At 33.8% G+C, this 25,743-nt stretch carries 20 protein-coding genes; 3 read left to right on the top strand and 17 right to left on the bottom strand.

The genetic code is table 11. The features are described 5' to 3' along the window. Positions 1 to 217: 217 nt before the first annotated feature. From trxB to fakB1, 16 genes are all read right to left on the bottom strand, one after another. Positions 218 to 1,162 (bottom strand): thioredoxin-disulfide reductase, encoded by a 945-nt coding sequence (gene trxB / locus IEU88_RS11465; RefSeq protein WP_096810671.1) that lies wholly within the window; start codon positions 1,160 to 1,162, stop codon positions 218 to 220. A 65-nt stretch (positions 1,163 to 1,227) separates the two neighbouring features. Further along, positions 1,228 to 2,676: a tetratricopeptide repeat protein gene (locus IEU88_RS11460; protein ID WP_103373505.1), complete on the bottom strand. Its 1,449-nt coding sequence runs from the start codon at positions 2,674 to 2,676 to the stop codon at positions 1,228 to 1,230. Between the two features lie 25 nt (positions 2,677 to 2,701). Next, on the bottom strand, positions 2,702 to 3,175 hold the full coding sequence (locus IEU88_RS11455; protein ID WP_103373506.1) for an acyltransferase: 474 nt from the start codon (positions 3,173 to 3,175) through the stop codon (positions 2,702 to 2,704). A 9-nt stretch (positions 3,176 to 3,184) separates the two neighbouring features. Then, on the bottom strand, positions 3,185 to 4,018 hold the full coding sequence (gene lgt / locus IEU88_RS11450; RefSeq protein ID WP_174221771.1) for a prolipoprotein diacylglyceryl transferase: 834 nt from the start codon (positions 4,016 to 4,018) through the stop codon (positions 3,185 to 3,187). Beyond that, positions 4,018 to 4,956 carry an HPr(Ser) kinase/phosphatase gene (hprK, locus tag IEU88_RS11445; protein ID WP_096810675.1) on the bottom strand — a complete coding sequence of 313 codons (939 nt, stop codon included), beginning with the start codon at positions 4,954 to 4,956 and terminating at the stop codon, positions 4,018 to 4,020. The genes lgt and hprK overlap by 1 nt, the downstream gene beginning before the upstream one ends. Positions 4,957 to 5,247: 291 nt before the next feature. Beyond that, positions 5,248 to 8,085, bottom strand: coding sequence for an excinuclease ABC subunit UvrA (gene uvrA / locus IEU88_RS11440; RefSeq protein WP_096810676.1), 2,838 nt, complete (start codon positions 8,083 to 8,085; stop codon positions 5,248 to 5,250). Positions 8,086 to 8,090: 5 nt separating this feature from the next. Then, complete coding sequence (gene uvrB / locus IEU88_RS11435; protein WP_174221781.1) at positions 8,091 to 10,076, bottom strand: excinuclease ABC subunit UvrB; 1,986 nt, start codon at positions 10,074 to 10,076, stop codon at positions 8,091 to 8,093. A gap of 311 nt (positions 10,077 to 10,387) precedes the next feature. Then, positions 10,388 to 10,618 (bottom strand): CsbA family protein, encoded by a 231-nt coding sequence (locus tag IEU88_RS11430; RefSeq protein WP_096810678.1) that lies wholly within the window; start codon positions 10,616 to 10,618, stop codon positions 10,388 to 10,390. A 5-nt stretch (positions 10,619 to 10,623) separates the two neighbouring features. Further along, positions 10,624 to 11,265, bottom strand: coding sequence for a YfbR-like 5'-deoxynucleotidase (locus tag IEU88_RS11425; protein WP_096810679.1), 642 nt, complete (start codon positions 11,263 to 11,265; stop codon positions 10,624 to 10,626). A gap of 643 nt (positions 11,266 to 11,908) precedes the next feature. Beyond that, positions 11,909 to 12,844, bottom strand: a complete 936-nt coding sequence (locus tag IEU88_RS11420) for a COG3942 and LysM peptidoglycan-binding domain-containing protein (protein ID WP_103373008.1) — start codon at positions 12,842 to 12,844, stop codon at positions 11,909 to 11,911. 588 nt (positions 12,845 to 13,432) lie between these two features. Continuing rightward, positions 13,433 to 14,537, bottom strand: a protein-coding gene (gene prfB, locus IEU88_RS11415) for a peptide chain release factor 2 (protein WP_103373009.1) whose coding sequence is annotated in 2 segments (ribosomal slippage) — positions 13,433 to 14,464 and positions 14,466 to 14,537 — 1,104 coding nt in all. Because the reading frame shifts where the segments join, the coding sequence is not laid out codon by codon here. A 248-nt stretch (positions 14,538 to 14,785) separates the two neighbouring features. Beyond that, a complete protein-coding gene (gene secA, locus IEU88_RS11410; RefSeq protein WP_103373010.1) occupies positions 14,786 to 17,317 on the bottom strand; it encodes a preprotein translocase subunit SecA in 2,532 nt (843 codons plus the stop codon). Between the two features lie 280 nt (positions 17,318 to 17,597). After that, positions 17,598 to 18,164, bottom strand: a complete 567-nt coding sequence (gene hpf, locus IEU88_RS11405; protein ID WP_096810683.1) for a ribosome hibernation-promoting factor, HPF/YfiA family — start codon at positions 18,162 to 18,164, stop codon at positions 17,598 to 17,600. 66 nt (positions 18,165 to 18,230) lie between these two features. After that, positions 18,231 to 18,890 carry a ComF family protein gene (locus IEU88_RS11400; protein ID WP_103373012.1) on the bottom strand — a complete coding sequence of 220 codons (660 nt, stop codon included), beginning with the start codon at positions 18,888 to 18,890 and terminating at the stop codon, positions 18,231 to 18,233. An 11-nt stretch (positions 18,891 to 18,901) separates the two neighbouring features. Next, positions 18,902 to 20,167, bottom strand: coding sequence for a DEAD/DEAH box helicase family protein (locus tag IEU88_RS11395; protein WP_491178378.1), 1,266 nt, complete (start codon positions 20,165 to 20,167; stop codon positions 18,902 to 18,904). 121 nt (positions 20,168 to 20,288) lie between these two features. Then, complete coding sequence (fakB1, locus tag IEU88_RS11390; protein ID WP_096810685.1) at positions 20,289 to 21,152, bottom strand: fatty acid kinase binding subunit FakB1; 864 nt, start codon at positions 21,150 to 21,152, stop codon at positions 20,289 to 20,291. Positions 21,153 to 21,295: 143 nt separating this feature from the next. Here fakB1 and IEU88_RS11385 point away from each other — a divergent pair, with 143 nt between their 5' ends. After that, complete coding sequence (locus IEU88_RS11385) at positions 21,296 to 21,937, top strand: YigZ family protein (protein ID WP_096810686.1); 642 nt, start codon at positions 21,296 to 21,298, stop codon at positions 21,935 to 21,937. A gap of 111 nt (positions 21,938 to 22,048) precedes the next feature. On the opposite strand, the gene IEU88_RS11380 is transcribed toward IEU88_RS11385, so the two are convergent. Next, positions 22,049 to 23,104 carry a glycosyltransferase family 4 protein gene (locus tag IEU88_RS11380; RefSeq protein WP_096810687.1) on the bottom strand — a complete coding sequence of 352 codons (1,056 nt, stop codon included), beginning with the start codon at positions 23,102 to 23,104 and terminating at the stop codon, positions 22,049 to 22,051. 396 nt (positions 23,105 to 23,500) lie between these two features. On the opposite strand from IEU88_RS11380, the gene gdpS reads away from it, so the two are divergent. Together gdpS and IEU88_RS11370 are read left to right on the top strand one after the other, a co-directional pair. Beyond that, entirely contained in the window at positions 23,501 to 24,571 is a 1,071-nt protein-coding gene (gdpS, locus tag IEU88_RS11375; protein WP_096810688.1) for a GGDEF domain-containing protein GdpS, read from the top strand. Positions 24,572 to 24,973: 402 nt separating this feature from the next. Then, positions 24,974 to 25,735 (top strand): threonine/serine exporter family protein, encoded by a 762-nt coding sequence (locus IEU88_RS11370; protein WP_096810689.1) that lies wholly within the window; start codon positions 24,974 to 24,976, stop codon positions 25,733 to 25,735. The last annotated feature ends 8 nt before the right edge of the window (positions 25,736 to 25,743 follow it).

The raw sequence follows: 25,743 nt of genomic DNA, 5'->3' as shown, positions 1-25,743 counted from the left end.
AGCAAACAAATTTTACTATTAATCGTTGATTTAATCACGAATTGATAACAAAAAATAATGTGAATTAAATAAGCTTATAGCATTTTATTATCATTTTTCTATGTAAAAAAGCTAGAACGCCTCAACTTACATGAATAATGTAAGTCAGGCATTCTAGCTATGTCAGTACCTATAGATAAAGTAATCTCTCATCACTCTAAAAGCGTGTGCTTTAAAGTTATGCTTCTATAGCGTCTTTAAGTTCTTCAATATATGAAATTGCACTTTGTGCAGCAATACTTCCATCGCCTGTTGCAGTTACGATTTGACGTAAGCCTTTCGCACGCACATCGCCTGCAGCATAAACACCAGGTATTTTAGTACTCATATCTTCATTTGTTACAATATAGCCTACTTCATTTGTAATACCTAAATTTTCAAACGGAGTTGTTAATGGTTTCATACCGATATATACGAATACCCCGTCAGCATCGAATGTTTGCTCAGCGCCATCTTTAGTTGATTCCAATGTTACTGAGCCTACTTTACCATCTTTTTCATTAATTGTTTTAAGTGTATGACTCCAAATAAAATCGATTTTATCATTTTTAAAAGCGCGATCTTGTAATATTTTTTGAGCACGTAATTCATCTCTACGGTGAACAATCGTTACACTGTCAGCGAATTTTGTAAGGAATGTACCTTCTTCAACTGCAGAGTCTCCGCCTCCGATAACAAATAATTTTTTGTTTTTGAAGAATGCACCATCACATACAGCACAATAACTCACGCCACGGCCACCTAGTTCTTGTTCACCAGGTACACCGATTTTTTTATATTCTGCACCAGTTGAAATAATTACTGCGCGCGCCGTAACTTCACTGTTACCAAGGTTAATAACTTTATATGAACCTTTATCTTCGATTGATTTGATATCGCCATATTGATATTTTGCGCCAAATTTTTTCGCATGTTCGAACATTTTAGTTGATAAATCAGGCCCAGTTATCATTTCAAAACCAGGAAAGTTCTCAACTTCTTCTGTATTTGCCATTTGTCCACCTGGCATACCGCGTTCGATCATTACTGTACTTAAATTTGCACGCGATGCATAAACGGCAGCAGTCATGCCAGCTGGCCCTGCACCTACAATTGCAACATCAAAATCCACTGTTTCAGCCATTTAAATTGCCTCCTATTTATTAATTCATTATATGCATTATATACGTTTTCTTGCATTTTATAAAATTATATGCTTATCAAATAATCAATCGTCTTATTCAAACGATATGTTGTTATGTCAAACCACTCAACGACTTGTTGTTTCGTAATTTTCATATCCATACTCCGATAATACATATACACGAAAGCAGCAACATAATCATCTACGTGCGTTAAATCTGCTTTTTCAGCAATAATTGCTTCTGCTTTATCAATCCATACAATAAATAATTCTGAGTTGTTTTTCAAATAATCGATATTATATAACATTAACATGCCTCTATGAATAAAATCTAACTTATTGAGTTGTAATCCTTGGATTAGATAAGTTAAATATAATTTCTCATAATCATTCATACCTTCTAGCACAGCCCATATGTCTTGCGTTAATAAAACTTCTCGACCTTTTAATTGATTTAATAAGAAAATGCCATATAACCTATGGTGGCTATCATCACTTAACAGTAACGGTAATACTTGGTGATTAAAATAATCTTTACTTTCCTCAATTACCCATGGGGCGTAACCTACATCAACTTGCGAAATTTCTTGTAATCTAGACCAAAAATATTTGCTATCTTCAATATGATTTAAATGGAAATGATTATGGCTTAGGGCATTATACATTTGGATTGAAAGAAACTTACCTTTTCTATATAGAGGTTGTAATAAATTTTGCGAAGCTTCATATTGCTTTAAATAACAAAGTACAATACCTAATTTAAAGGATTCGTCGTCATTCATCGGTATGACTTTACTTAAGATATTTAAATAGCGCTGATATTTTTCTTTATCATTTGTGTTATATAATAATAATGTATAATGACAAAGTGCATGTACATCTGTATTGTCTTCATTAAGCAGGCGTTCGAACATGACTTTGGCAGTATCATATTCGTTTAAATATAGGTAACACATTGCAAGCAGATTTCTGACAACACGATGATCTTGAATCTCTCCATTTTGGTTCAGAATAAAATTGCGTGCTTCAGGTAATCTACCTTGTGAAAATAAATATTGAAAAATGAGCTGAATAGCGAATAGTTGACACTCGGTCTCAATCTTTTCCTCAGAATTATAAGAGACCTCAAACATGTCTTCTAATTCTTCTCTATAGTCTTCATCTTCTGCTAAAATCACGTAATTCATCCCAAATAAAAACGCTTTGTTTGCTTCGTTTAATGTGATGTTTAATTGACTAAGTTGATAATAACTATCGATTACAGATGTTTGTTTAGCAATCATTTCATAAAAAATATGTTCTGCTCTGTTATGATAACCAAGATGTGCTAAGCATTCTGAAAATTTCACTTTAATTTCAAAATCATCAAATTCTTGGGGTGACATTTCAAGCACTTTTTCATAATATTCTGCAGCCTTTTTATAATCTTGTTGTTGAAATTTTTGATCAGCTAATTTTTTATAAAAAGGACTGTCTAGTTTCATTGATATAACTTTATTGTTTTTTTGCGCCATCCATGCTCACCTCCTGTATCACTAATTATTTAAATTGCATCGGATTGCCAAATGCTAATGTATCATTTGGAACGTCTTTAGACACCACTGTACCCGCTCCAACTTTTACATTATCTCCTATTTTAACGCCAGGTAATATTGTAACATTCGCACCAATTAACGTGTTATTTCCTATATAGACACGCCCTGTTCTAAATTCATCTACTAAAAATTCATGTGTCAAAATCGTCGTATTATACCCTATCACACAATTTTCACCAATTGTTATATATTCAGGGTGTAGTAAATCTGGCACCACTTTAAAAGCAAATGACGTATGACTACCTATATTCATATTTAATAGTTTATGGTAAATCCAATGTTTTAATTTAACATTTGGTAAATAGCGACAAACCTCTATAATGCATGTTTGTTTAAACATTTTAAAACCGTTTATATAACGATACATATACCATAGAGGATTTTTACCGTTTACCTTCGTCTTTTTTAAGTCACGCATTATATTCTATCACTTCACCTTTTGATTTGGCCATGTTAAAGGCCCCACATCTTTATATCTTGGTGCGTTATATTTCACTCTTCTTATAATCATAAGTATGACACCTGCAATAATAAGTACGATAGACATCACTTGCGCTACACGGATATCACTCGTAAGCATTAAACTATCTGTACGCATACCTTCTACGAAAAATCTGCCAATAGAATACCAAATAAGGTATAGTGCAAATGTATCACCTATACGTAAATGTTTTCTCAGCAAGATCAATACGACAAATCCTAAAATATCCCATACAGATTCATATAAAAAGGTTGGTTGATAATATTGGCCTTCTATATACATATTATTAATAATGAAATCTGGAATGTGAAGATTTTCTAAAACTGTTTTAGAAACTGGGCCACCATGGGCTTCATGATTCATAAAGTTACCCCATCTTCCGATACCCTGTCCTAAAATTAAACTCGGTGCGACTACATCACCAATCTGGAATGGGTTGATATTTTTTTGCTTACAGACGATGATGCCGGTAATAAAACCGCCGATAAGGCCGCCATGTATTGCAATACCCCCATACCAAATCATTGGTATTTCTATTAGGTTTTGTGCGTAGTATGGCCATTGAAAAATGACGAAATAAATTCTAGCCACGATAAAGCCAAATATGGCACTCCAGAAGATAATGTCTACTAAAGTATCTTTATCAAATCCTATGCGTTTAATGCTTTCTTGTGCAATAAAATAACCCATTAATATGCCAACAGCAATAATAATGCCATACCAATGTACCGATATAGGCCCTAGTTCAAATGCAATTGGGTCGATGTAATTCAGTACCATTATTCATTCTCCTTGTTATTACTACCGTTACGTAATATTTCAGCATTTAAGCGATCATTGAATTCTTCAGCGGTATTAATGCCCATAATATTAAGACGATAATTCATCGCCGCAACTTCTATGATGACTGCTACGTTACGCCCAGGTCTTACTGGAATTGTTTTTTTAGTAATTTCAGTATCTAAAATACGTAAAGTTTCTTCGTTTAACCCTACACGATCATATAGTTTATCTTTATGCCAATTTTCTAAATGAATATTTAGGCGTAAACGTTTTTCAGTTAAAATAGAACCCGCTCCAAATAATGTCATCACGTTAATAATACCTAAACCTCTAATTTCTAGTAAATGCTCAATGAGTTTAGGTGGTCGACCTATTAATTCATCCTTACTAATTTCTCTAATTTCTACATTATCATCTGCTACAAGTCGATGCCCGCGCTTTATTAATTCAAGCGCTGTTTCACTTTTCCCTATGCCTGAATCACCAGTAATGAGTACACCAACGCCGTATACGTCTACAAGTACACCATGTAGAGATGTTGTGCGTGCTAATTCATGTTCTAAAAATGTAGTTAAACGACTCATCAATTGGGTCGTTGCAACTGTTGATGTAATCAATGGTGTATCAAACTCTTTCGCTGATGCCACCAATTCTTCAGGCGGTTCTAAATCTCTTGTCACGATAATCGCTGGTGTTTCTGGGCGACATAATTTTCTCATTCTACCTTTGCGTTCTTCGTCTGGAAGTAAATTATAAAATGATAATTCTGTTGTTCCTAGTAATTGAATACGGTCAGAGGCATAATGCGAAAAATAACCCGCCATTTCTAATCCTGGTCTTGAAATATCTGTATTTTTTATTTGTTTATTTAAACCCGGTTCCCCTGCAATAAGTTCAAGGTCAAAGCGTTCAATTAAACTCTTGGTTGTTAACATAAGTTCACCTCTATTAATATTTCTCCTGAATTTTCATATGTCATTATCATATCAAAAAGGAATGATAATCTATATAAAAAAGGATAAAAGGATAAAATTAAATTCCCATCCTTAATATCATACCTTATATTATTTATTAACGATATTACTAACTTTTATTTTATTTACGATACACTTAGCATTTGACATAGATTATTCAATTTTACGGATAAAAAAACTACTCTGTACATCCGGTTATGCCAGTTGTATAGAGTAGTTCCATCTCATTTATGAGAAATGATTATTTATTTCTTATTGATGCACTGTATCTCGCTCTAAGATTGGTTTTAAATATTGACCAGTATAACTTTCTTTCACTTCTGCAATAGCTTCTGGTGTACCAGTTGCCACAATAGTACCGCCGCCATCGCCGCCTTCTGGCCCTAAATCAATAATGTGATCTGCCATCTTAATAACATCTAAATTGTGTTCAATCACAACGACAGTATCCCCATTTTCTACTAATTTATTTAACACTTTTAATAAACGACTAATATCATCCGCATGTAAACCAGTGGTTGGTTCATCCAAAATATATATCGAACGACCTGTAGAGCGTTTGTGCAACTCTGAAGCAAGTTTAACACGTTGCGCTTCTCCGCCAGATAAAGTAGTCGCTGGTTGACCTAAAGTAATATAGCCTAAACCAACATCTACTAATGTTTTCAATTTACGGTAAATTTTCGGAACATTTTCAAAAAAGTTTGTCGCTTCTTCCGCAGTCATTGCTAAAACGTCTGCAATATTTTTACCTTTATAAGTCACTTCAAGCGTTTCTCGGTTGTATCTTGAACCGCCACAAACTTCACAAGGTACATACACATCTGGTAAAAAGTGCATTTCTATTTTAATAATGCCATCACCTTTACACGCTTCACAACGTCCGCCCTTAACATTAAAGCTAAAGCGGCCTTTAGAATAACCTCTTACTTTTGCTTCGTTTGTTTGGGCAAAAATATCTCTGATGTTATCAAATACACCTGTATAGGTCGCTGGATTTGAACGTGGCGTTCTTCCAATAGGTGATTGGTCTATATCAATAATTCTATCAAGTTGATCGATACCTTGAATTTCATCATAATCACCAGGTTTAACTTTAGATTTATTAATTTGTTTAGCCAAAGATTTATATAGTATTTCATTGACTAAAGTACTCTTACCAGATCCAGAAACCCCTGTAACAAGCGTCATAGTTGAAAGTGGGAAGTCCACATCGACACTTTTTAAGTTATTACTACGCGCTCCTTTAATGCTGACCGCTCTATCTGTAACTTCACGGCGTGATTCCGGGACTTCTATTTTCTTTTTACCACTTAAATATTGACCCGTTAATGACTTAGCATTTTTCATAACTTGTTTAGGTGTTCCACTAGCAACAATTTCTCCACCATGGTCTCCAGCGCCTGGACCAACATCCACTAAATAATCTGCAGCACGCATGGTATCATCATCATGTTCGACTACGATTAACGTGTTACCTAAATCACGCATTTCTTTCAATGTATTGATTAAACGATCGTTATCGCGCTGATGTAAACCAATAGATGGTTCGTCCAACACATAAAGAACACCAGAGAGCCTCGAACCAATCTGTGTTGCTAAACGAATACGTTGTGCTTCCCCACCTGATAAAGAGCCTGAAGCACGGTTTAATGTTAAATACTCTAACCCTACATTATATAAAAATTCTAGCCTAGAATTAATTTCTTTCAATATTTGATTGGCAATTTTTCTATCTTGTTCTGATAATGAAATATGTTCATAATTATATAATGCATCCTTAATAGAACGTTCTACAACCTCGCCAATGTTTTTACCATCTACGTATACAGATAATGCCTCGCGGCTTAACCTTTTACCATGACAAGTTTCACATGTAAGTTCTGTCATATATTTACTCATCATTTCTCTTACTAGTTCTGAAGGGGAATCATGATAGCGTCTATTAATGTTATTTATAACGCCTTCAAAAACCATTGTACGTTTTCTGGTTTGACCGTTACGTTGTTTAAAAGTGAATTCAATTTCTTTATCTTTTGAACCATAAAGTATAATGTCCTTTTGACGCTCTGTTAGTTTTTCAAAAGGTTTATCCATGTTAATTTTATATACTTCGCATACACGATTCAACAATGTTGGATAAAAATCTGAACTCGATGACTCCCAAGCGACAATTGCGCCTTCATTCAACGTCTTATGGTTATCAGGTATGACTAAATCTAAATCCACCATAAGTTTTTGTCCTAACCCATCACAAGTCGGACAAGCACCAAACGGGCTATTAAAACTAAACATACGTGGTTCTAGCTCTCCTATTGAGAATCCACAGATAGGGCAAGCATGATTTTCGGAAAATTTTAATGCTTCTCCACCAATGATATCTACAATTAAGTTACCTTCTGCTAGTTGCAAAGCAGTTTCGATAGAGTCAGCTAAGCGTGTTTCAATGCCTTCTTTTATAACAAGACGGTCTACCACAACTTCTATCGTATGATTTTTATTTTTATCGAGGTTCGGCACCTCATTAACATCTGTAATTTCACCATCAACGCGTACACGAACATAACCTTTTTTACTAATATCATCAATTAATTTCTCATGAGCGCCTTTTCGATGTGACACTATTGGTGCAAGTAACTGTATCTTAGTACGTGCTTCCAGTTGCAATACTTGGTCTACCATTTGTTGTACTGTTTGTGATTCTATTTCAATACCATGATTAGGACAAAATGGTTTCCCAATACGTGCATATAATAAGCGAATATAATCATAAATCTCTGTAACTGTCGCAACAGTAGATCTCGGATTCTTGCTCGTTGTCTTTTGGTCAATTGAAATAGCAGGCGATAAACCTTCTATCGTATCAACATCTGGTTTATCCATTTGTCCTAAAAATTGTCTTGCATATGCACTTAAGGATTCAACATATCTGCGTTGCCCTTCTGCATATATTGTATCGAAAGCAAGCGATGATTTACCTGAGCCTGATAAACCTGTCATTACAATAAGTTTATCCTTAGGTATTTCTATATCTACATCTTTTAAATTATGGGCACGTGCCCCTTTAACTACAATGGATGGTTGTTTCATATTTGTCACCCTTCTGCTTTTAATTCAAATAACATATCTCTGAGTTCAGTTGCTTTTTCAAAGTCTAGATCTTTAGCTGCTTGTTTCATTTCTTTTTCTATATTAGCAATTGTTTTTTCACGTTCTTTTTTCGTCATTTTCTTAGGTACTTCTGTACGTTGTTGTTCATTGGTTTCATCAGTTTCAACTGTAGCACTAATCACGTCATGTATTTTCTTGTTAATTGTAGTAGGCGTAATGTTATATTTCTCGTTATATTCTTTTTGGATGGAACGACGCCGTTCTGTCTCATCTAGCGCATAACGCATAGAATCAGTAATTTTATCACCGTACATAATAACTTCCCCACCACTATTACGCGCGGCACGCCCTATCGTTTGGACGAGTGATCGTTGTGAACGCAAGAAACCTTCCTTATCCGCGTCTAATATCACAACAAGAGATACTTCTGGTATATCAATACCCTCTCTTAATAAGTTAATACCTACAATAACATCATATGTGCCTACACGTAGGTCGCGAATAATTTCAATACGCTCTAATGTCTTGATTTCTGAATGTAAGTAATTGACTTTGATACCAGCTTCTTTCATATAAGTGGTCAAGTCTTCACTCATTTTCTTAGTCAGTGTTGTAACTAAAACACGTTCATTGCGATCGATACGTTCTTGAATTTCTCCAAGCAAGTCATCAATTTGATTCTCCGTTGGTCTTACTTCTATCTGAGGATCTAATAACCCGGTAGGACGTATGATTTGTTCGACCATTTCATCGGTATGTTCTAATTCATATGGCCCTGGCGTCGCAGAAACGTATACAAGTTGTTTTGTTTTATCTTCAAACTCTTCAAACTTTAATGGTCTATTGTCTAAAGCGCTAGGAAGCCTGAAACCATGATCAACTAAAACTTGCTTACGCGCACGGTCACCGTTATACATACCTCTAATTTGTGGCAACGTTACGTGTGATTCGTCTATCATAACAAGCCAATCGTCGCCAAAGTAATCTAGTAACGTATATGGTGTAGACCCCATCGGCCTTAAAGTCAAGTGTACTGAATAATTTTCAATACCTGAACAAAATCCCATTTCTCTCATCATTTCTAAATCATAGTTTGTTCTTTGTTCAAGACGCTGCGCTTCTAACAACTTATTTTCTGCACGAAGCTCTGCCAAACGTGCCTCGAGTTCATTTTCAATGCGCTGAATAGCTGATTTCATTTTCTCTTCACGTGTAACGAAGTGGGAGGCTGGGAAGATTGCAAAGTGTTCTCGGTCTCTCAATACTTCACCTGTTAAATAATTCACTTCGCGTATACGATCAATTTCATCACCGAAAAATTCAACGCGAATACACATTTCTTCACGAGAAGCTGGGAAGATTTCTACAACGTCACCTCTAACACGAAATGTACCACGTCTAAAATCAATGTCGTTTCTAGTATATTGTACATCTACAAGTTTTTTCAGCAATTCACTTCTATCCATTTCCATACCTACGCGTACACTTACTACTAAGTCACGGTATTCTTCCGGGTTCCCCAAGCCATAAATACAACTGACACTAGCAATAATGATTACATCATCTCTTTCAAACAATGCACTCGTAGCAGAATGGCGCAATTGGTCAATTTCATCATTGATTGACGCATCTTTTTCTATGAAAGTATCTGTCGATGGGACATAAGCTTCTGGTTGGTAATAATCATAATAACTGACAAAATATTCCACTCTATTTTCAGGAAAAAATTCTTTAAATTCACTATATAATTGACCAGCTAAAGTTTTATTATGGGCAATGATTAAGGTTGGTTTGCCAACTTGTTGAATCACATTACTCATCGTAAATGTTTTACCTGTACCTGTAGCACCAAGTAATGTCTGATGCCTTTTTCCTTCATTCACGCCATCTACGATTTTTTGTATTGCTGCTGGTTGATCCCCTTTAGGATCAAAATCTGATTTCAATTTAAATGGGTAGTGTTCCATAATAACACATGCCTCCTATTGTATTTCTATCGTACGAACATAACTTAACTAGCTAATTAATCACTCGACTAATTTATTTTTGGCGTATCTAGATTTTATTAAAATATACTCTTAACATTTTATATTTTAACAGATGCACAGATTCAAATACAAACATTTGTTCGTAGTTTCATATTACTTTATTCCTAAATAAAAACAAACATAGTAAACCACCATGTTTGTCTAAGTTACTATTTTTAATTCTAGAAAATGAAGTTAAATCATTATATACCGTTCCTAATATCGTATCAATTAAGTTGCTTAATACCTATTATTCAATCATCATCTTTTTTATGTAGCTCGAGTTGATCAATAATCAAGTAACCAGTTAATAATGAAGCTACATCTATAAAAATTATCCATTCATCATGGAAAAAGCCCTTTTCAATTGAAGTCCCTATTAAAATTAAAGTTAAAATAGTTCCTACCCATTTACTTCTTGTCAATACGCTAAAAAGCACTACAAGTATACAGGGAAAAAAGGATGCAAGTATATACCAAATCATTTATGTCACCCATTCCTATTATTTAAAATAGACATCGTCGTTTCTCGTAGTTCAGATTTAGGTATAAATTTCTCTGTTAGCATTTCTGGGATAATATTTTCTATAAAATCTTGTACTGAGTTTAAATGGTCAAACTGCATGATTGTTTCGAGAGACATTTCATATATCTCAAAAAATAAAGGTTCAGGATTACGTTTTTGTATTTCACCAAATGTTTCATATAATAAATCAATTTTATCAGCAACAGATAGAATTTGACCTTCTAGCGAATCATCTTTGCCTTCTTGAAGACGTTTACGATATATCGCTTGATATTGCTCTGGTATTTCTTCACTGATAAAATGATCAACCATTTCTTCTTCTACTTGAGAGAATAATTTTTTCAATTCACCACTAGCATATTTGACAGGCGTTTTAATATCTCCTGTGAAAATCTCAGCGAAATCATGGTTTAAGGCTTTTTCGTATAAACTTTTCCAATCTACTTCATTGCCGTGGTATTCTTCGACTGTACCTAAATATTGAGCAATTTTAGTTACCTTAAAGGAATGGGCAGCAACATTATGCTCAAAATATTTAAACTTTCCTGGCAATCTAATTAATTTTTCTAAATCTGATAAGCGTTTAAAATATTGATGTATTCCCATGATAGCGCCTCCTCATTTATTTAATGATTGATTATACTTGGTTTTATAATATCATTCAACAAGTAAAATGTCTTTTTAATATGGTTGATTGTCAATAATTAATACTGATTTAAAGATATAATCAAGTATACGCTTGTTTCAAGTTTTATCTGTTTTGATATTTTCAAAATACCACAAAAGTAGTTTAGAGATGTTATACGTTAAAAGTGGCATTATCTTACTATATAATGAATGATTTTATACAACATGTTTAATATAAATACATTTTCGCATCCATTTATTTAAGAACGTCATCATAATTAAGAGGCCGTGACATAAATAATGTCTCGACCTCAAATATGGTATCGTCAGCATATGGCTAAAATGAAAATAACTTAAGTTTAATTTCTAATGCATTATTGCTTATAAAGCGTTGCTTCTAAAGTACTACTTTTAAAGACATACTTATGCATGAGCTGAGCTCATGTAATACACTGAAACTAGCTAGTAGGAAAACTATAGCCCATGTATCACACTTGTTTCTAGTCATCTTTGCTAGGGTGGGTAGCAACGTGATTTTAGAAAATACGTTTTCTGTGCCATATCATCGTTTCATATATAAATGCTTATTGTTCCTACTGAAATGGAATCTATTTTATGGTAGTTAATGAATGTAATTATATTGTCCTGTATTATGAATCGTTCTATAAGATTTTTGGCCAAAGCCGTTCCAATTCATTTCTGACACTAAAATGGATCCGTCCGTATTTTGACGTTCAACAACGCCTACGTGACCATAATTTCCGGCACTGCTTTGAATGATAGCACCTACTTCTGGTGTGGAATTAACCACGTAACCATTTTGACGTGCTGCTGACGCCCAGTTATTTGCATTGCCCCATAGGCTACCCACTGATTTGCCAAGTTGTTGGCGTCTATCAAATGCATAATACGTACACTGACCCCAATCATAGTAATTCTGTCCATTGGCTACAGTTTGAGACGGTTGATAATAACTATCATGATGACCAACGTCGTTTACTTCATTATTTGAAGCCACGGCATTTGAATATGACCAAGTCTGTTGATATACAGGCGTTGAATGATTGGATAACGATGTATAATGATGTGTATTTGAAGCTGTTGATTCATTTATACTCGCAATACCAGACTCATTATTTTCATTGTTCGCACGTTGTGCATACATACTTGTTATTTGATTATTTAAATGCGATGAGCCCTTTTGCGACACAGCAATTAATTGTCCAGGATAAATGATTTCATTTAAATATGGATTTAATTGGTAAATTTCATCCAAAGTTAATTTATACTTATTCGCAATATCTTGTAGCGTGTCTCCTTCTTTAACTTCTACAATATCTGTATCTGGAAGTACTAATGTTTGGCCAACTTGAACTATTTGTACGTTCTCCAAGTGATTTAATGATTGTATTGTGTTTGTCGTTGTTGCAAACGCGCGCGCAATATCTGACAAGTTAGCCTCTTCTTTTACTGTATGAGTTTGATCAGCCGATGCTAATCCATTTATTCCTAAAAACAAAGCTGCTGATGTTACAGAAAATGTTAAGCCTTTCTTCATTATAAGTTTCAATCCTTTGCTGTCTAAATTTAATCAATCATAATATAGCATAAGCACTTAAGATTTAGGTGAATGTTATAGTTTTGTAATACAATAGATAATTATTAAAATATCTTTTAAAGTATAACGAATAAAAATCTTTCTATCTCTTGATACTGCCCCCTTATGTAAGAGGGCTGTTTTATATAAAAAAAACGACTGTAACATTTTAGTTTGCGTTTTACATATAACTTAAAATATTTTAAATTTTTGATAAAAATAACACTAAACGCTATATACTTACTTAAAATGATTGATTACATCAACAACAACTTTAGGTGAATATTTAAAAAGAAAGATAATGAAATAGTAGCTTATTAAAAACAGGAGTGAGTTAGAAATCAAATAAACTAAATTGGTTTCTTATACTCGCTCCCGTCATAAAAATATAATGCGGTTAAGGTAACAACAAGCAAACTTAACTTCAAAAAATATATTGGTAGATAACTGAGGTAGTACATGCATTTATAGTTAACTGTTTTCTGGTCAGTCGTCAGAAAGTTTCCAACCTACTCAAGCTTTACTATTTTCAGTATAATACTCTTCTAATTAATCCATTTGGCTTCGTAAATACGCTTCAATAAATGGACCTAAATCACCGTCCATGACTGCGTCTACTTTTCCTGTTTCTTCATTCGTTCTATGGTCTTTAACCATTGCATAAGGATGGAATACATACGATCTAATTTGACTGCCCCATCCGATTTCTTTTTGTTCACCACGAATTGCAGCCATCTCTTGTTCTTGCTCTTCTATTTTTAATTGATACAATTTCGCCTTCAATGTTTTCATTGCTGCTTCTCTGTTTTTGATTTGTGAACGTTCGTTTTGGTTATTCACAACGATACCTGTTGGATGGTGTGTAATTCTAATCGCTGATTCCGTTTTGTTGATATGTTGGCCACCTGCACCTGAAGCTCTAAATGTATCAACCGTAATATCGTCAGCATTGATTTCCACTTCTATTTCAGTGTTATTAAATTGAGGTATTACATCACATGATGCAAAGGAGGTATGTCTACGCCCAGATGAATCAAATGGTGAAATACGAACGAGTCTGTGCACGCCTTTTTCCGCTTTTAGATAACCATACGCATTATGACCTTTCACAATCATAGTCACACTTTTAACACCCGCTTCATCGCCTGGTAAATAATCTGCAATTTCAACTTTAAATCCTTTTTGTTCGCAATAACGTTGATACATTCTTAAAAGCATATTCGTCCAATCTTGTGATTCTGTGCCACCTGCACCTGGATGTAATTCAATGATTGCATCATTTGTATCATAAGGACCATCTAATAATAATTGCAATTCAAATTGATTTAGTTCTTTTTCAAAGTTGTTGACGTTTTCTTCTAACTCATTTTTCATAGAAGCGTCATCTTCTTCTAATAATAGTTCTCTTGTTGTTTCCATATCTTCAATACTCGCTTCTAAACTTTTATAAGCATTGACAACTTGTTTTAAGGTATTATTTTTATCAATGATTTCTTGTGCTTTGTCTTGATTGTCCCAAAATGTAGGATACGTCATCATTTCTTCGTATTCTTGTATATTCGTCTCTTTTTCTTCTAAGTCAAAGAGACCCCCTAAGCTGTTCTAATTTTTCCTTGTAAGCATCTAAGTTACGCTTCATTTCAGATAATTCCATTATGCATCTCTCCCGTTTTGTACGAATGAACATTTTCATTTCTATATTTATCACTATACTATCATACTTATTTTACAAAATTTAGAATAGTCATTTCAAATCAAGCATAGAAACAATACACTTGAACCTCACAAAAAAGCACCCTTTACAGATAGGCTAAAGCGTCTAATTGTAAAAGGTGCGTAGTATTCATGGTTTTATTAGTATCTATTCAACTGTCACAACAATATGCTGATTTTAAAGTATGACTAAGCACCATGACAGTTTTTGTATTTCTTACCACTGCCACAAGGACATGGGTCATTTCTGCCTATATGTTCATCTTTGACATATGGTTCCGCTTTGGCTTTTTCTTTTCCATCTTCTGCTGAAACATGTTCAGCTTTACCAAAATCAGTTGTCTTATCACGTTCTACATCATCTTCCACGGAAATAACTGATTTTAAGATATACTTGCTTACATCTTCCTCGATGTTCTGCATCATTGTATCAAATAGTTGGTGACCTTCATTTTGATAGTCACGTAATGGGTTTTGTTGGCCATAAGAACGCAAATGAATACCTTGACGCAATTGATCCATTGTATCTATATGATCTGTCCAATGTGTATCAATAGAACGAAGTAAAATCATACGTTCAAACTCATCAAATTGAGAGCCGATTTTCTCTTTTTGGTTTTTTAACGCAACCTCTATTTTAGACCATACAATATCAAAAATATCTTCATTATCTTTACCTTTAATCTCTTCTTCTTTTAATTCGCCTTCATTTAAGAACACGTCACCAATATAATTGATAAATGGCTCATAATCAGGCTCATCTTCTTCTTCACTTACATAATATTGAACGCTTCTTTCTAAAGTTGAACGAAGCATCGTATTAATTAATTCACCGCTCTCATCACTATCAATAATATTATTACGCTCACTGTATATAATTTCACGTTGTTTGCGTAAGACATCGTCATATTCAAGCACACGTTTACGGGCGTCGAAGTTATTACCTTCAACACGTTTTTGTGCTGATTCAACGGCACGTGATACCATTTTAGATTCAATCGGTGTCGAATCATCCATACCTAAACGGTTCATCATATTTTGTAATCGTTCAGAACCAAAGCGCACCATTAATTCATCTTGTAGCGATAAATAGAAGCGGCTGTCACCTCTGTCACCTTGACGTCCTGAACGACCACGCAATTGATCATCAATACGACGTGATTCATGACGTTCTGTACCAATAACTGCTAATCCGCCAATTTCTTCTACGCCTTCACCTAGTTTAATATCCGTACCACGGCCTGCCATGTTTGTAGCAATCGTTACAGCACCGCGCTGCCCTGCACTCGCAATAATATCGGCTTCACGTTCGTGATTTTTCGCATTTAACACATCATGACGTACGCCATGCTTTTTCAATAAATTAGAAATATATTCACTTGTTTCAACTGCTACTGTACCTAGTAAGACAGGTTGACCTTGTTTATGTTTTTGAATCACATCTTCAACTACTGCGTCAAATTTACCTTTTTGGCTAATATAAATTAAATCTGGTTTGTCTATACGTTGAACAGGTCTATTGGTAGGAATTTGGGTTACTGTCATATTATAAATATTTCTAAACTCTTCTTCCTCTGTTTTAGCAGTACCTGTCATACCAGACAATTTATTGTACATTCTAAAGTAATTTTGGAAGGTAATAGATGCCATTGTTTTTGATTCATTTTGAATCTTTACGCCCTCTTTAGCTTCAATTGCTTGGTGCAAGCCTTCTGAAAAACGACGCCCTGGCATCGTACGACCTGTAAATTGGTCAACAATTAACACTTCACCGTTATTTACCATATAGTCTACGTCTCTTTGTAATGTCACATGAGCACGTAATGCTGTATTGATATGACTAATAATATCAACATTTTTCACATCGTACAGATTATCTATTTTAAACATACGTTCTGCTTTATCAATACCTTGTTCTGTTAATTGAACTGCTTTTGTTTTTTCATCATAATTATAGTCATCTTCATTTTTAAGCATTTTGGCAAAAACATTTGCTTGTGTATAAAGTGAAGTTGATTTTTCTGCTTCCCCTGAAATGATCAGCGGCGTACGCGCTTCGTCAATTAAAATAGAGTCAACCTCATCAATAATCGCAAAATTAAGTGGTCGCATTACGCGTTCTTCTGCGTAGTTCACCATATTATCACGTAAATAATCAAAGCCTAATTCGTTATTTGTACTATACGTAATATCGCAAGCGTAGGCTTCTCTTTTTTCAGCAGTTGTCTTGCTATTTAAATTCAAACCGACACTTAATCCAAGGAACTCGTATAGTTCTGCCATTTCTTCACTTTGTACACTAGATAAATATTCATTGACCGTGATTACATGTACACCACGTCCAGTCAGAGCATTTAAATACACAGGCATGGTTGCTGTTAATGTTTTACCTTCACCAGTTCTCATTTCAGAAATGTCGCCACCGTGAATAGCGATACCGCCCATAACCTGTACTCTATATGGCGTCATATTGAACACACGTTTCGAACCTTCTCTAACTAATGCAAATGCTTCTGGTAAAATATCATCTAACATTTTATTTTGTTTTTTAATATCTTCTTCTTCTTGTAATTGTTCTTGGAATGATTTTGTTTTTGCTTTAATTTCTTCATCAGTTAATATCGACATATCCTCTTCTAATGCAAGGACTTTGTCGGCTAATTTACCAAGGCGTTTTATTTCTCTTTTATTGCCATCTGCAATTTTTGATAAAAAACCCATTTTGTTCGCTCCTTTAGCTTTATAACTCTTTGTTTACAACAATTTATAATATCATTTATTAGCTTAAATTTACACTTATTACATTTATTGTTTTACTATTTCCGCTGCTACTTTACTTACAGTAGATTGAATATTTTACAATTCATTAGATAGAATATACATAAACCTACTGTCTTACTTTCAAATTATTACATAATAACACAGCAAAAAATGAGCGTCCATGATTTCACTCAATCATGAACGCTACAGTTTTACATATTATGGCGCTAATGCAACTGAATTATTCAGTTGTTTCAATCAGTCCATACTTTCCATCTTTTCTTTTATATACGATACTAGTACCATCTGTTTCACGGTCCGTGAATATGAAGAAATCATGGCCTAATAAATCCATTTGTAACACTGCTTCTTCTGAATCCATGGGTTTTAAACTGAAATTTTTTGAACGAATAATTTCGATTTCACTATCATTGTCATCGTTTTGAAGATTTTCTGCTTCTTTTTCTTCGGGCAATGATGCAAATGCTTCTTGTTCGTCATTTTTTCTATTTTTACGATTTACGCGTGTTTTGTATTTTCTAACTTGTCTTTCTAATTTGCTGTTAATTAAGTCAATACCCGCATATAAATCATCATGACGCTCTTCCGCTCTTAGTGTAACATTCTTCAATGGAATAGTTACTTCTATTTTAGTAGTTGAGTTTTGGTATGTTTTCACTTTAACGTGTGCGGTTGCATTGGGCACATTGTTAAAATAACGTTCTAATTTACCAATTTTTTCCTCAATATAGTTGCGAATCGCATCAGTAATAGTGAGGTTCTCTCCGTGAATTTCAAATCTGATCATAGTAATCGACTCCTTTAAAACCTCTATATTGGTAATAGTGCTTATCTATATAATACCACGAATCACCTAACGTGCAAACGTAAACACATCGAATTTTCTGATTTTTCTATCAAATAATAGTTGTGCGGCATGATGAGCCGTTAAACCCGTGGTATAGATATCATCTACCAACAAAATATTTTTTTCTTTTAAATCAACCATTGAGATAATTTCAAATGGATTCGCTAATTGTGCACGCATTGGCTTACTTAACTTTGATTGTTTAGGACGTGATTGCATACGAAGCAAGCAATGATAGTTAACTTGTTTTAAATCTAAAACAAATCGGACGGGGTTAAATGTTCTTTCTTGATCTTTATAAACGGAAGAAGGTATAGGCACTACATAGTCATACTTTTGATGAGGTAATCTTATTTTTTCTACTAATATCTCAGCAATTGCAACGTCTTTCATAAATTTGTATTGATGTATCATTTCTTTTACAATGCCATCATATTGGTATGCGCAGTACAATTTATCCATTAAATTAAATTTTTCGGACAAGAATGCACAATCTAGACATATTGTTTCTGCGACGTTTAATTGCTTCAAACACTTTTGACAACGACCATCTATCTCTAATTTCATTTCGTCCCACTGTTCGTTACATACAGTACATAGTTTTGATGCTTTCTTATAAAATGTGGTAGCGTTCAAGGATTCAAACAAACGTGTTTGGCATTGCATGCATGTCTTTTTCAATCAATCCACCCTCTTTTTTGTGCGAGTTTGTTCATTTTCTTTATACTATGCCTGGCTTGTAACATCGGTAGTGTAATACCTTCATGCATACACAATACAAGACCTGTGGGTGCTTCGGCTTTTCTCCCTACTCTACCAGCAATTTGGACGATAGCATTGGCTTCGAACAAATGACTATTTAAAATCAAGACATCTAAATAGGCCATGGTAAATCCTCTTTCTAAAATAGTCGTCGTAAATACAATTTGGTGGTCGCCTCGTCTCAAACGCTCTATTTTATCAAATCGTAACGCGTCATCACTATATACATAAGTTAATGAAGGCACCTCATTTTTATATAGATGAAATAAACGTTTCATCACATCAATATTATTAAAAAAGACTAAAGTGTAGCGCTGTTGTTCGATTTGTTGTTGCAAGTACTTTAATAATTTATATTGCTTTTTATGGGGATTTATTTTTAAAAATTGGAAGCGAGGTACTGGTAAAGGATATCTGTGGAAACGGGCAGGTAATGCTATAACTTCTAAGTGTTTAATTTGTCTCATTAAAACACGTGGAGGCGTAGCCGTCATCAATATATGACAGTGTTTAAACTTTGAGGCATGTACTAATGTCTGCATTAAGGTAGGATCTACAGATAAAGGAAACGCGTCGACTTCATCGACTATAATTAAATCGAAATGTTGTTTAAAGCGGTAAAGTTGATGTACTGTAGCAATAACAAAATGACCGTCAAATTGTTGTTGTGAAGATTGATGTAAAACGTCGATATCTTCATCAACAAAAGCTTTCTTAATTCTCATACTTACTTCTATCACTACATCGACCCGTGGAGATACAATAGCAATATTAAGCCCTTCATTTCTCGCATATTTAATGCCTTCAAATATCATTTCTGTCTTACCCGCGCCTGTGACTGCATGGAGTAATAATGAACGTAAATGCGCAATGGCTGTTACTATTTTTTTAGAAGCAAACTGTTGTTGTTCAGATAATTCAAAGGGCAATTGGTAATGACATGAGGATTTAACATTGTGGGTTTCAATTAGAAACACATCATTCATATTATCCACCCTGCCGATATTCACACAATTACGACAATAAACTATCTTTTTATCCAAAATTACAGACCTATATTGATAAAAATGGGATTGCCGAGTTGAATGACATTGTGAACAAATCCATCTTCCATGCTTAAGCGTCACCCCCTTAGAAATTTGTTTCACATGTTCTCCAGTTAATAATGCTCGATTATGAATCACTCTTCCATAGTATTTAATCTCTTATAACCTCCAAACAAAAAAGCGGATTAGAAATTAAGTATTCACTTTTAATTTCATCCTCCGCTCTATAAAATATCTAACCATTTTTTAATATATATTAATCTAAACGAATTGCTCTACCAGTGTACCCTAAACCCATACCGCCAGAACCTAGATGCGCTGCTATAACAGGCCCTAAATGAGAGTAGTGAACTTTATATTGCGGGTATTTTTCTTGTAATTCGTTATACATCCAGTCTGCATCTTCTTTAATATCGCCACCAATTACAAATAAAGTCACGTCTTCATAATCTTTAACTAAATGTATCACTTTATTTATGATTTCTTGTAATGCACGTTTTTTGGTACGTACTTTTTCATCCGGTAAAATAAGTCCATCTTCAAATCTTAAGACAGGTTTCATTTTTAACATTGTACCAATCCACGCTTGAGCACCAGTAATACGACCACTTTTTTGCAAATTTTTCAAATCATCGACCATCAATATCGCACCTGTCTCTGCACGCATCGCTTTTAAATCGTCGATAATTTCTATTGGTTCATAACCTTGTTCTATCATTTCAATTGCGCGAAGTACATAGCTTCCTTGTACCATTGCTGAAATTTTCGAGTCGAATGTATGAACATCGATACCTTCTACCATTTCCCCTGCTTGTGTAGCAGTTTGGTAACTACCACTAATACCTGCAGAAAGAAAGACACAAATAACATCTGTATAGCCTTCATCACGTAACTTTTCAAAATTCGTTATAAATTCGCCAATCGCTGGTTGACTTGTCGTAGGAATTGTTTTAGATGATTTCATTCTTTCATAGAATTCATCTGCTGAAATCGATGCATTTTCCACAAAATTTTCACCATTGTCAAAAGTTACACTTAACGGAGCAATTTTTATATTATATTTATCAATTAATGTTTGAGACAGATAACTCGTTGAATCTGATAACACAGCAATTTTCATCATAATCCTCCTCAATTATACTCACAACTATGATACATTATTTTATATTAAAAGAAAATTTATTTTTACATTAAACTCCAATTCATAACAGTGTATAATACGATATAATGAATTGATGTATACTATGACTGGAGTGATTAGACATGGACGAAGCAATCATTACAATAAAAGAAGCACATACAATAGAGAATGTAATTAGCAAATCGCGATTTATCGCCCATATTCAACCTGTTGAAACTGAAGCAGAAGCCAAAAATTTTATAAAATCTATAAAATCACAACATCACGAAGCAACACATAATTGCTCAGCTTATACTGTTGGTGATCAAATGAACATTCAAAAAGCAAATGATGATGGTGAACCAAGTGGAACTGCTGGCATACCGATGCTAGAAGTATTAAAAAAACTTGAAGTACATAACGTTTGTGTCGTTGTAACACGTTATTTTGGAGGAATCAAACTAGGGGGTGGCGGTTTAATTCGGGCTTACAGTGGCGCGGTGAGAGATGTCATTTATGATATAGGTCGCGTTGCACTCCGTTCAGCTATACCTACGACTGTAACGATAGATTACGACCTTACTGGTAAGTTTGAATATGAGTTAGAACGGACATCTTTTTTCTTAAGGGAAACGCAGTATACTGATAAGGTCAGCTATCAAATAGATGTAGTTGAAGCAGAGTATGAATCATTTATCTCATTTTTAAATAGCATTACTTCAGGTAAGTATGGCCTGATTAAACAAGATATGGTTCAATTACCATTTGATATACCAACAAACTAACCGGTATAAAAAAGATGTTTTATCATATAGTTAGTTCAATTAACATTTAAAATAACCGGTAATTTCAAATTCTGTTGAAATTGCCGGTTACTTTTTATGGTATGTCATTATTTATTTTTCTTTATGCCTATCTTTATTTTCAATTAATTTCAATAGTGGTTTGTAATCATCATCTATTAATCCTGTAAACTCTACGATAAGTTCGATTGTAATTAGTATTAGAATGAGCATCATAAGTACGCCCCACGGTTGTGATAAGTATAAGATGATACTCGAAAGACTAAATAACAATGCGATAGAATAAATAAGGATAACCGTTTGACGATGAGAATACCCCAATTCTAGCAATTTATGATGCAAATGTGATTTGTCTGCTTGCATAATATGTTGACCTTTTTTCACGCGTCGAATCATAGCAAACAGCGTATCAATAAATGGAACAGCTAAAATAACAATTGGGAAAAATAAAGACACAAACGTAATATTTTTAAAACCTAAGAGTGAAAGGAAGCCCACTATAAATCCGATTAGCAATGCACCACTATCACCTAAAAATATTTTAGCAGGATGAAAATTAAAGAATAAGAACCCTAATAGTGCACCAATTAGCACACTACAAATCATCATGATAAATATATTTGCTTGTAATATAGCTATAAACCCAATAGTCATTAAAGCGATAGTTGCTACACCAGAAGCTAACCCATCTAACCCATCGATTAAGTTAATCGCATTGGTAATCGCTACAATCCAAACGACAGTAATAGGAATACCTAATATACCAAAATGTATGGTTGGCCCAATTGGTAAAGATATGAAATCAATGGTTACACCATAGTATACTACAACTAATGCTGCAATCACTTGCCCTAATAATTTAATTATTGGCGTCAGATCATAGATATCATCTATTAATCCTACTAAGTAGATTAATACTGCCCCAATGACAAGTGGTTTCACTTCTGTTTCGATTGGATGTCCCAACCAAATACCTAGTAAAAAAGAAAGAAGTATAACGGTACCTCCAAGCACAGAGGTTGGGTTTTTATGTACTTTTCTAAAATTAGGCTGATCTACAACCCCTAATTTATGTGAAACTTTGATAACAATGGGTGTAAGTATTAAACTGACAATCATTGAAAAAATGATTAATAATAATGTATACATCAGTTCACCTTCATTAATTTAAGTCTTTAAAAATTGAATTTAAATATCAATTATCTATATATTTCAAATACGAAATTTTATTTATAATGAATACACATAGTGTGTTTTATGCCATAATAAAATTTATTTTTATTGAGTGATGCTATGAACAATCTCATTAATTCTATAATACATGATGTACTTTTGCTAATACAAATAGTAATGTGGTGGTTAGAGCAAAATAACTCGTAACTTAGTATTTTTATAGAATAATCAAATTATTTATTTTATAGTCACTCAAATTAACATTTTAACATGAATTTTAAACAAATGTTATTAATATCTATATATCAATGATGACAAAATGTAACTTTTCACTTACAATAACTAAGTGTTTATTTAAAGGAGCGTAAGGAAATGTTTGAAGCTATTATTTACAATATTGCGGTTACTGTCGCAGGCATCTATTTATTCCATCGTTTACAGTACTCAGAAAATAAAAACATGGTATTTTCAAAAGAATATGTCACAATTTTAATGACAATTGTAGCGTTGTTATTAACCATAAAACCAATACCTATTTTCCATGAATATGTACTTTACTTATCTTTTGTTCCTATTCTATTTTTAGGTAGATATACAAACATGGTTTATACAGTGCTAGCAGCATTTATAGTTTCTCTCGTCAACGTATTAATTGGTGATTATACCATCATTAGCGCAATGATACTCATTGTTATTGCTATAATTGTAGGCGCAGTCGGACCATTTTTAAAACAAAATGATATTATCTCGTTACAGATTCTCAACTTAATTACGTTAGTTATCTTTATCATCTTGTCATTTATCAGTCCTTATTATGAATTTAAAGAAGTATTATATTTAATTCCATTATCTTTCATCTTAACTATCACTTCTTCGATTACGTTCGTGGACATTTGGCATTTCTTCTCATTAGTAAATCGATACGAAAACGAAGATAGATTTGATTATCTAACGGGGTTAGGCAACGTCAAAGAATTCGATAGACATTTAAACGAAACGACGCGTATTGCTGAGAAAAATGGTGAAAGTTTAGGTTTATTACTTATTGACATAGATGGATTTAAAGACGTGAACGACACGTACTCACATGATTCTGGCGACGCAGTGTTAAGACAAATCGCCCAATTGTTAAAAAATTACGTCCCACAACAGTTTAGTATCTATCGTAACGGGGGCGAAGAGTTTTCTGTAGTTTTATATGACTATACATTAGATCAATGTGTAAAATTGAGCGAAAGCATCCGTAAAGGGGTTGAACAATCAACGTTCCACTTGCCAAATAAAGAAGTTATTAAATTATCTGTTTCTATCGGTGTCGGTTATCTAACCAAAGATGATTATAAATCTCAACGTACAGTCTTTAAAGTCGCGGATGATATGTTACACATGGCTAAAAATGAAGGCCGCAACCAAGTTATGTTCAACCCTATTGTTAAGCTATAACGCTCGAATAATATAATGATAAAAGGCATTGAATTTTGTTGGATTATTAAAATGAACGATTTGTTTTAAATTGATCGTGCTAGGAATAAGACAGAAATTACATTTTCATTCCAGCCATCCCTATCCCTTACTTGTACTATATCTGGCCGAAACATCTTTATGTTTCGGCCCTTTTTGTGTTATATAATGAAAATATCAATGAATGCTATTTAAAACAATAGTCTTCTTGGGCACATATGCTTTTAAAATCAAATGTAAAACATATCATTTCTAAATTTAAGTTTGTTACAATATAGAAGGTAATTATAAAAACCATCTATACAGATGAAACACGAATGAAAGTTGCATGCGTATATTGTAAACTTTTTATTCATTTATGAACTACTTAGGAGGTGCAAAGCTATGACCGATTCAATCACTATCATCGATGAAGATAAAGTAATTGATGTTGTACTCATTGCAGGCAGAATTTTGCTTGAAAGTGGTGCAGAAACTTATCGTGTAGAAGATACGATGACACGAATTGCCGCTAGTTTCGGTTTGGATGATACATATAGTTTCGTGACATCTACTGCGATTATATTTTCACTTAATAATCGCACGAACACTAGATTAATACGTATACGTGAGCGGACTACTGATTTAGAAAAAATTGCATTAACTAATAGCTTATCTCGAAAAATTTCAAGTAATCAATTGAGTATAGATGAAGCAAAATCAGAACTTATTCACCTACACCACGCGTCATTACAATTTTCATCTGTCACTAAATTCTTTGCAGCTGCTATTGCATGTGGATTTTTCTTATTTATGTTCGGTGGCGTTATAAATGATTTCTTTTTTGCTATACTTGCAGGAGCTGGCGCATTTTTAACATTTGATTTTGTGCAGCGCTATATTCAAATAAAATTCTTTTCAGAATTTATCAGTGCTGCCGTTGTTATTATGATAGCGGCCACATTTTCAAAATTTGGCCTAACAGAAAACCAAGATATTATCACCATAGCCGGCGTTATGCCTCTTGTACCTGGTATTTTAATTACAAACGCAATTCGAGATCTCATGGCGGGGGAATTACTTGCTGGCATGTCACGTGGTGTAGAAGCAGCACTAACATCATTTGCTATTGGTGCTGGCGTTGCAATCGTTTTATTAATATTTTAAAAGGGGTG

The organism is Staphylococcus nepalensis (assembly GCF_014635045.1).
Taxonomy (GTDB): domain Bacteria; phylum Bacillota; class Bacilli; order Staphylococcales; family Staphylococcaceae; genus Staphylococcus; species Staphylococcus nepalensis.
This window is presented reverse-complemented; position numbering and strand designations above follow the sequence as displayed.

Coding starts and splice junctions, on each gene's coding strand:
- IEU88_RS11430 (WP_096810678.1), bottom strand. CDS start 10,618: ATGATTTGGTATATACTTGCATCCTTTTTTCCCTGTATACTTGTAGTG.
- IEU88_RS11400 (WP_103373012.1), bottom strand. CDS start 18,890: ATGCAATGCCAAACACGTTTGTTTGAATCCTTGAACGCTACCACATTT.
- hpf (WP_096810683.1), bottom strand. CDS start 18,164: ATGATCAGATTTGAAATTCACGGAGAGAACCTCACTATTACTGATGCG.
- lgt (WP_174221771.1), bottom strand. CDS start 4,018: ATGGTACTGAATTACATCGACCCAATTGCATTTGAACTAGGGCCTATA.
- IEU88_RS11460 (WP_103373505.1), bottom strand. CDS start 2,676: ATGGCGCAAAAAAACAATAAAGTTATATCAATGAAACTAGACAGTCCT.
- secA (WP_103373010.1), bottom strand. CDS start 17,317: ATGGGTTTTTTATCAAAAATTGCAGATGGCAATAAAAGAGAAATAAAA.
- trxB (WP_096810671.1), bottom strand. CDS start 1,162: ATGGCTGAAACAGTGGATTTTGATGTTGCAATTGTAGGTGCAGGGCCA.
- IEU88_RS11385 (WP_096810686.1), top strand. CDS start 21,296: ATGGACGAAGCAATCATTACAATAAAAGAAGCACATACAATAGAGAAT.
- IEU88_RS11370 (WP_096810689.1), top strand. CDS start 24,974: ATGACCGATTCAATCACTATCATCGATGAAGATAAAGTAATTGATGTT.
- hprK (WP_096810675.1), bottom strand. CDS start 4,956: ATGTTAACAACCAAGAGTTTAATTGAACGCTTTGACCTTGAACTTATT.
- IEU88_RS11420 (WP_103373008.1), bottom strand. CDS start 12,844: ATGAAGAAAGGCTTAACATTTTCTGTAACATCAGCAGCTTTGTTTTTA.
- uvrA (WP_096810676.1), bottom strand. CDS start 8,085: ATGAAACAACCATCCATTGTAGTTAAAGGGGCACGTGCCCATAATTTA.
- fakB1 (WP_096810685.1), bottom strand. CDS start 21,152: ATGAAAATTGCTGTGTTATCAGATTCAACGAGTTATCTGTCTCAAACA.
- IEU88_RS11425 (WP_096810679.1), bottom strand. CDS start 11,265: ATGGGAATACATCAATATTTTAAACGCTTATCAGATTTAGAAAAATTA.
- IEU88_RS11455 (WP_103373506.1), bottom strand. CDS start 3,175: ATGCGTGACTTAAAAAAGACGAAGGTAAACGGTAAAAATCCTCTATGG.
- IEU88_RS11380 (WP_096810687.1), bottom strand. CDS start 23,104: ATGTATACATTATTATTAATCATTTTTTCAATGATTGTCAGTTTAATA.
- gdpS (WP_096810688.1), top strand. CDS start 23,501: ATGTTTGAAGCTATTATTTACAATATTGCGGTTACTGTCGCAGGCATC.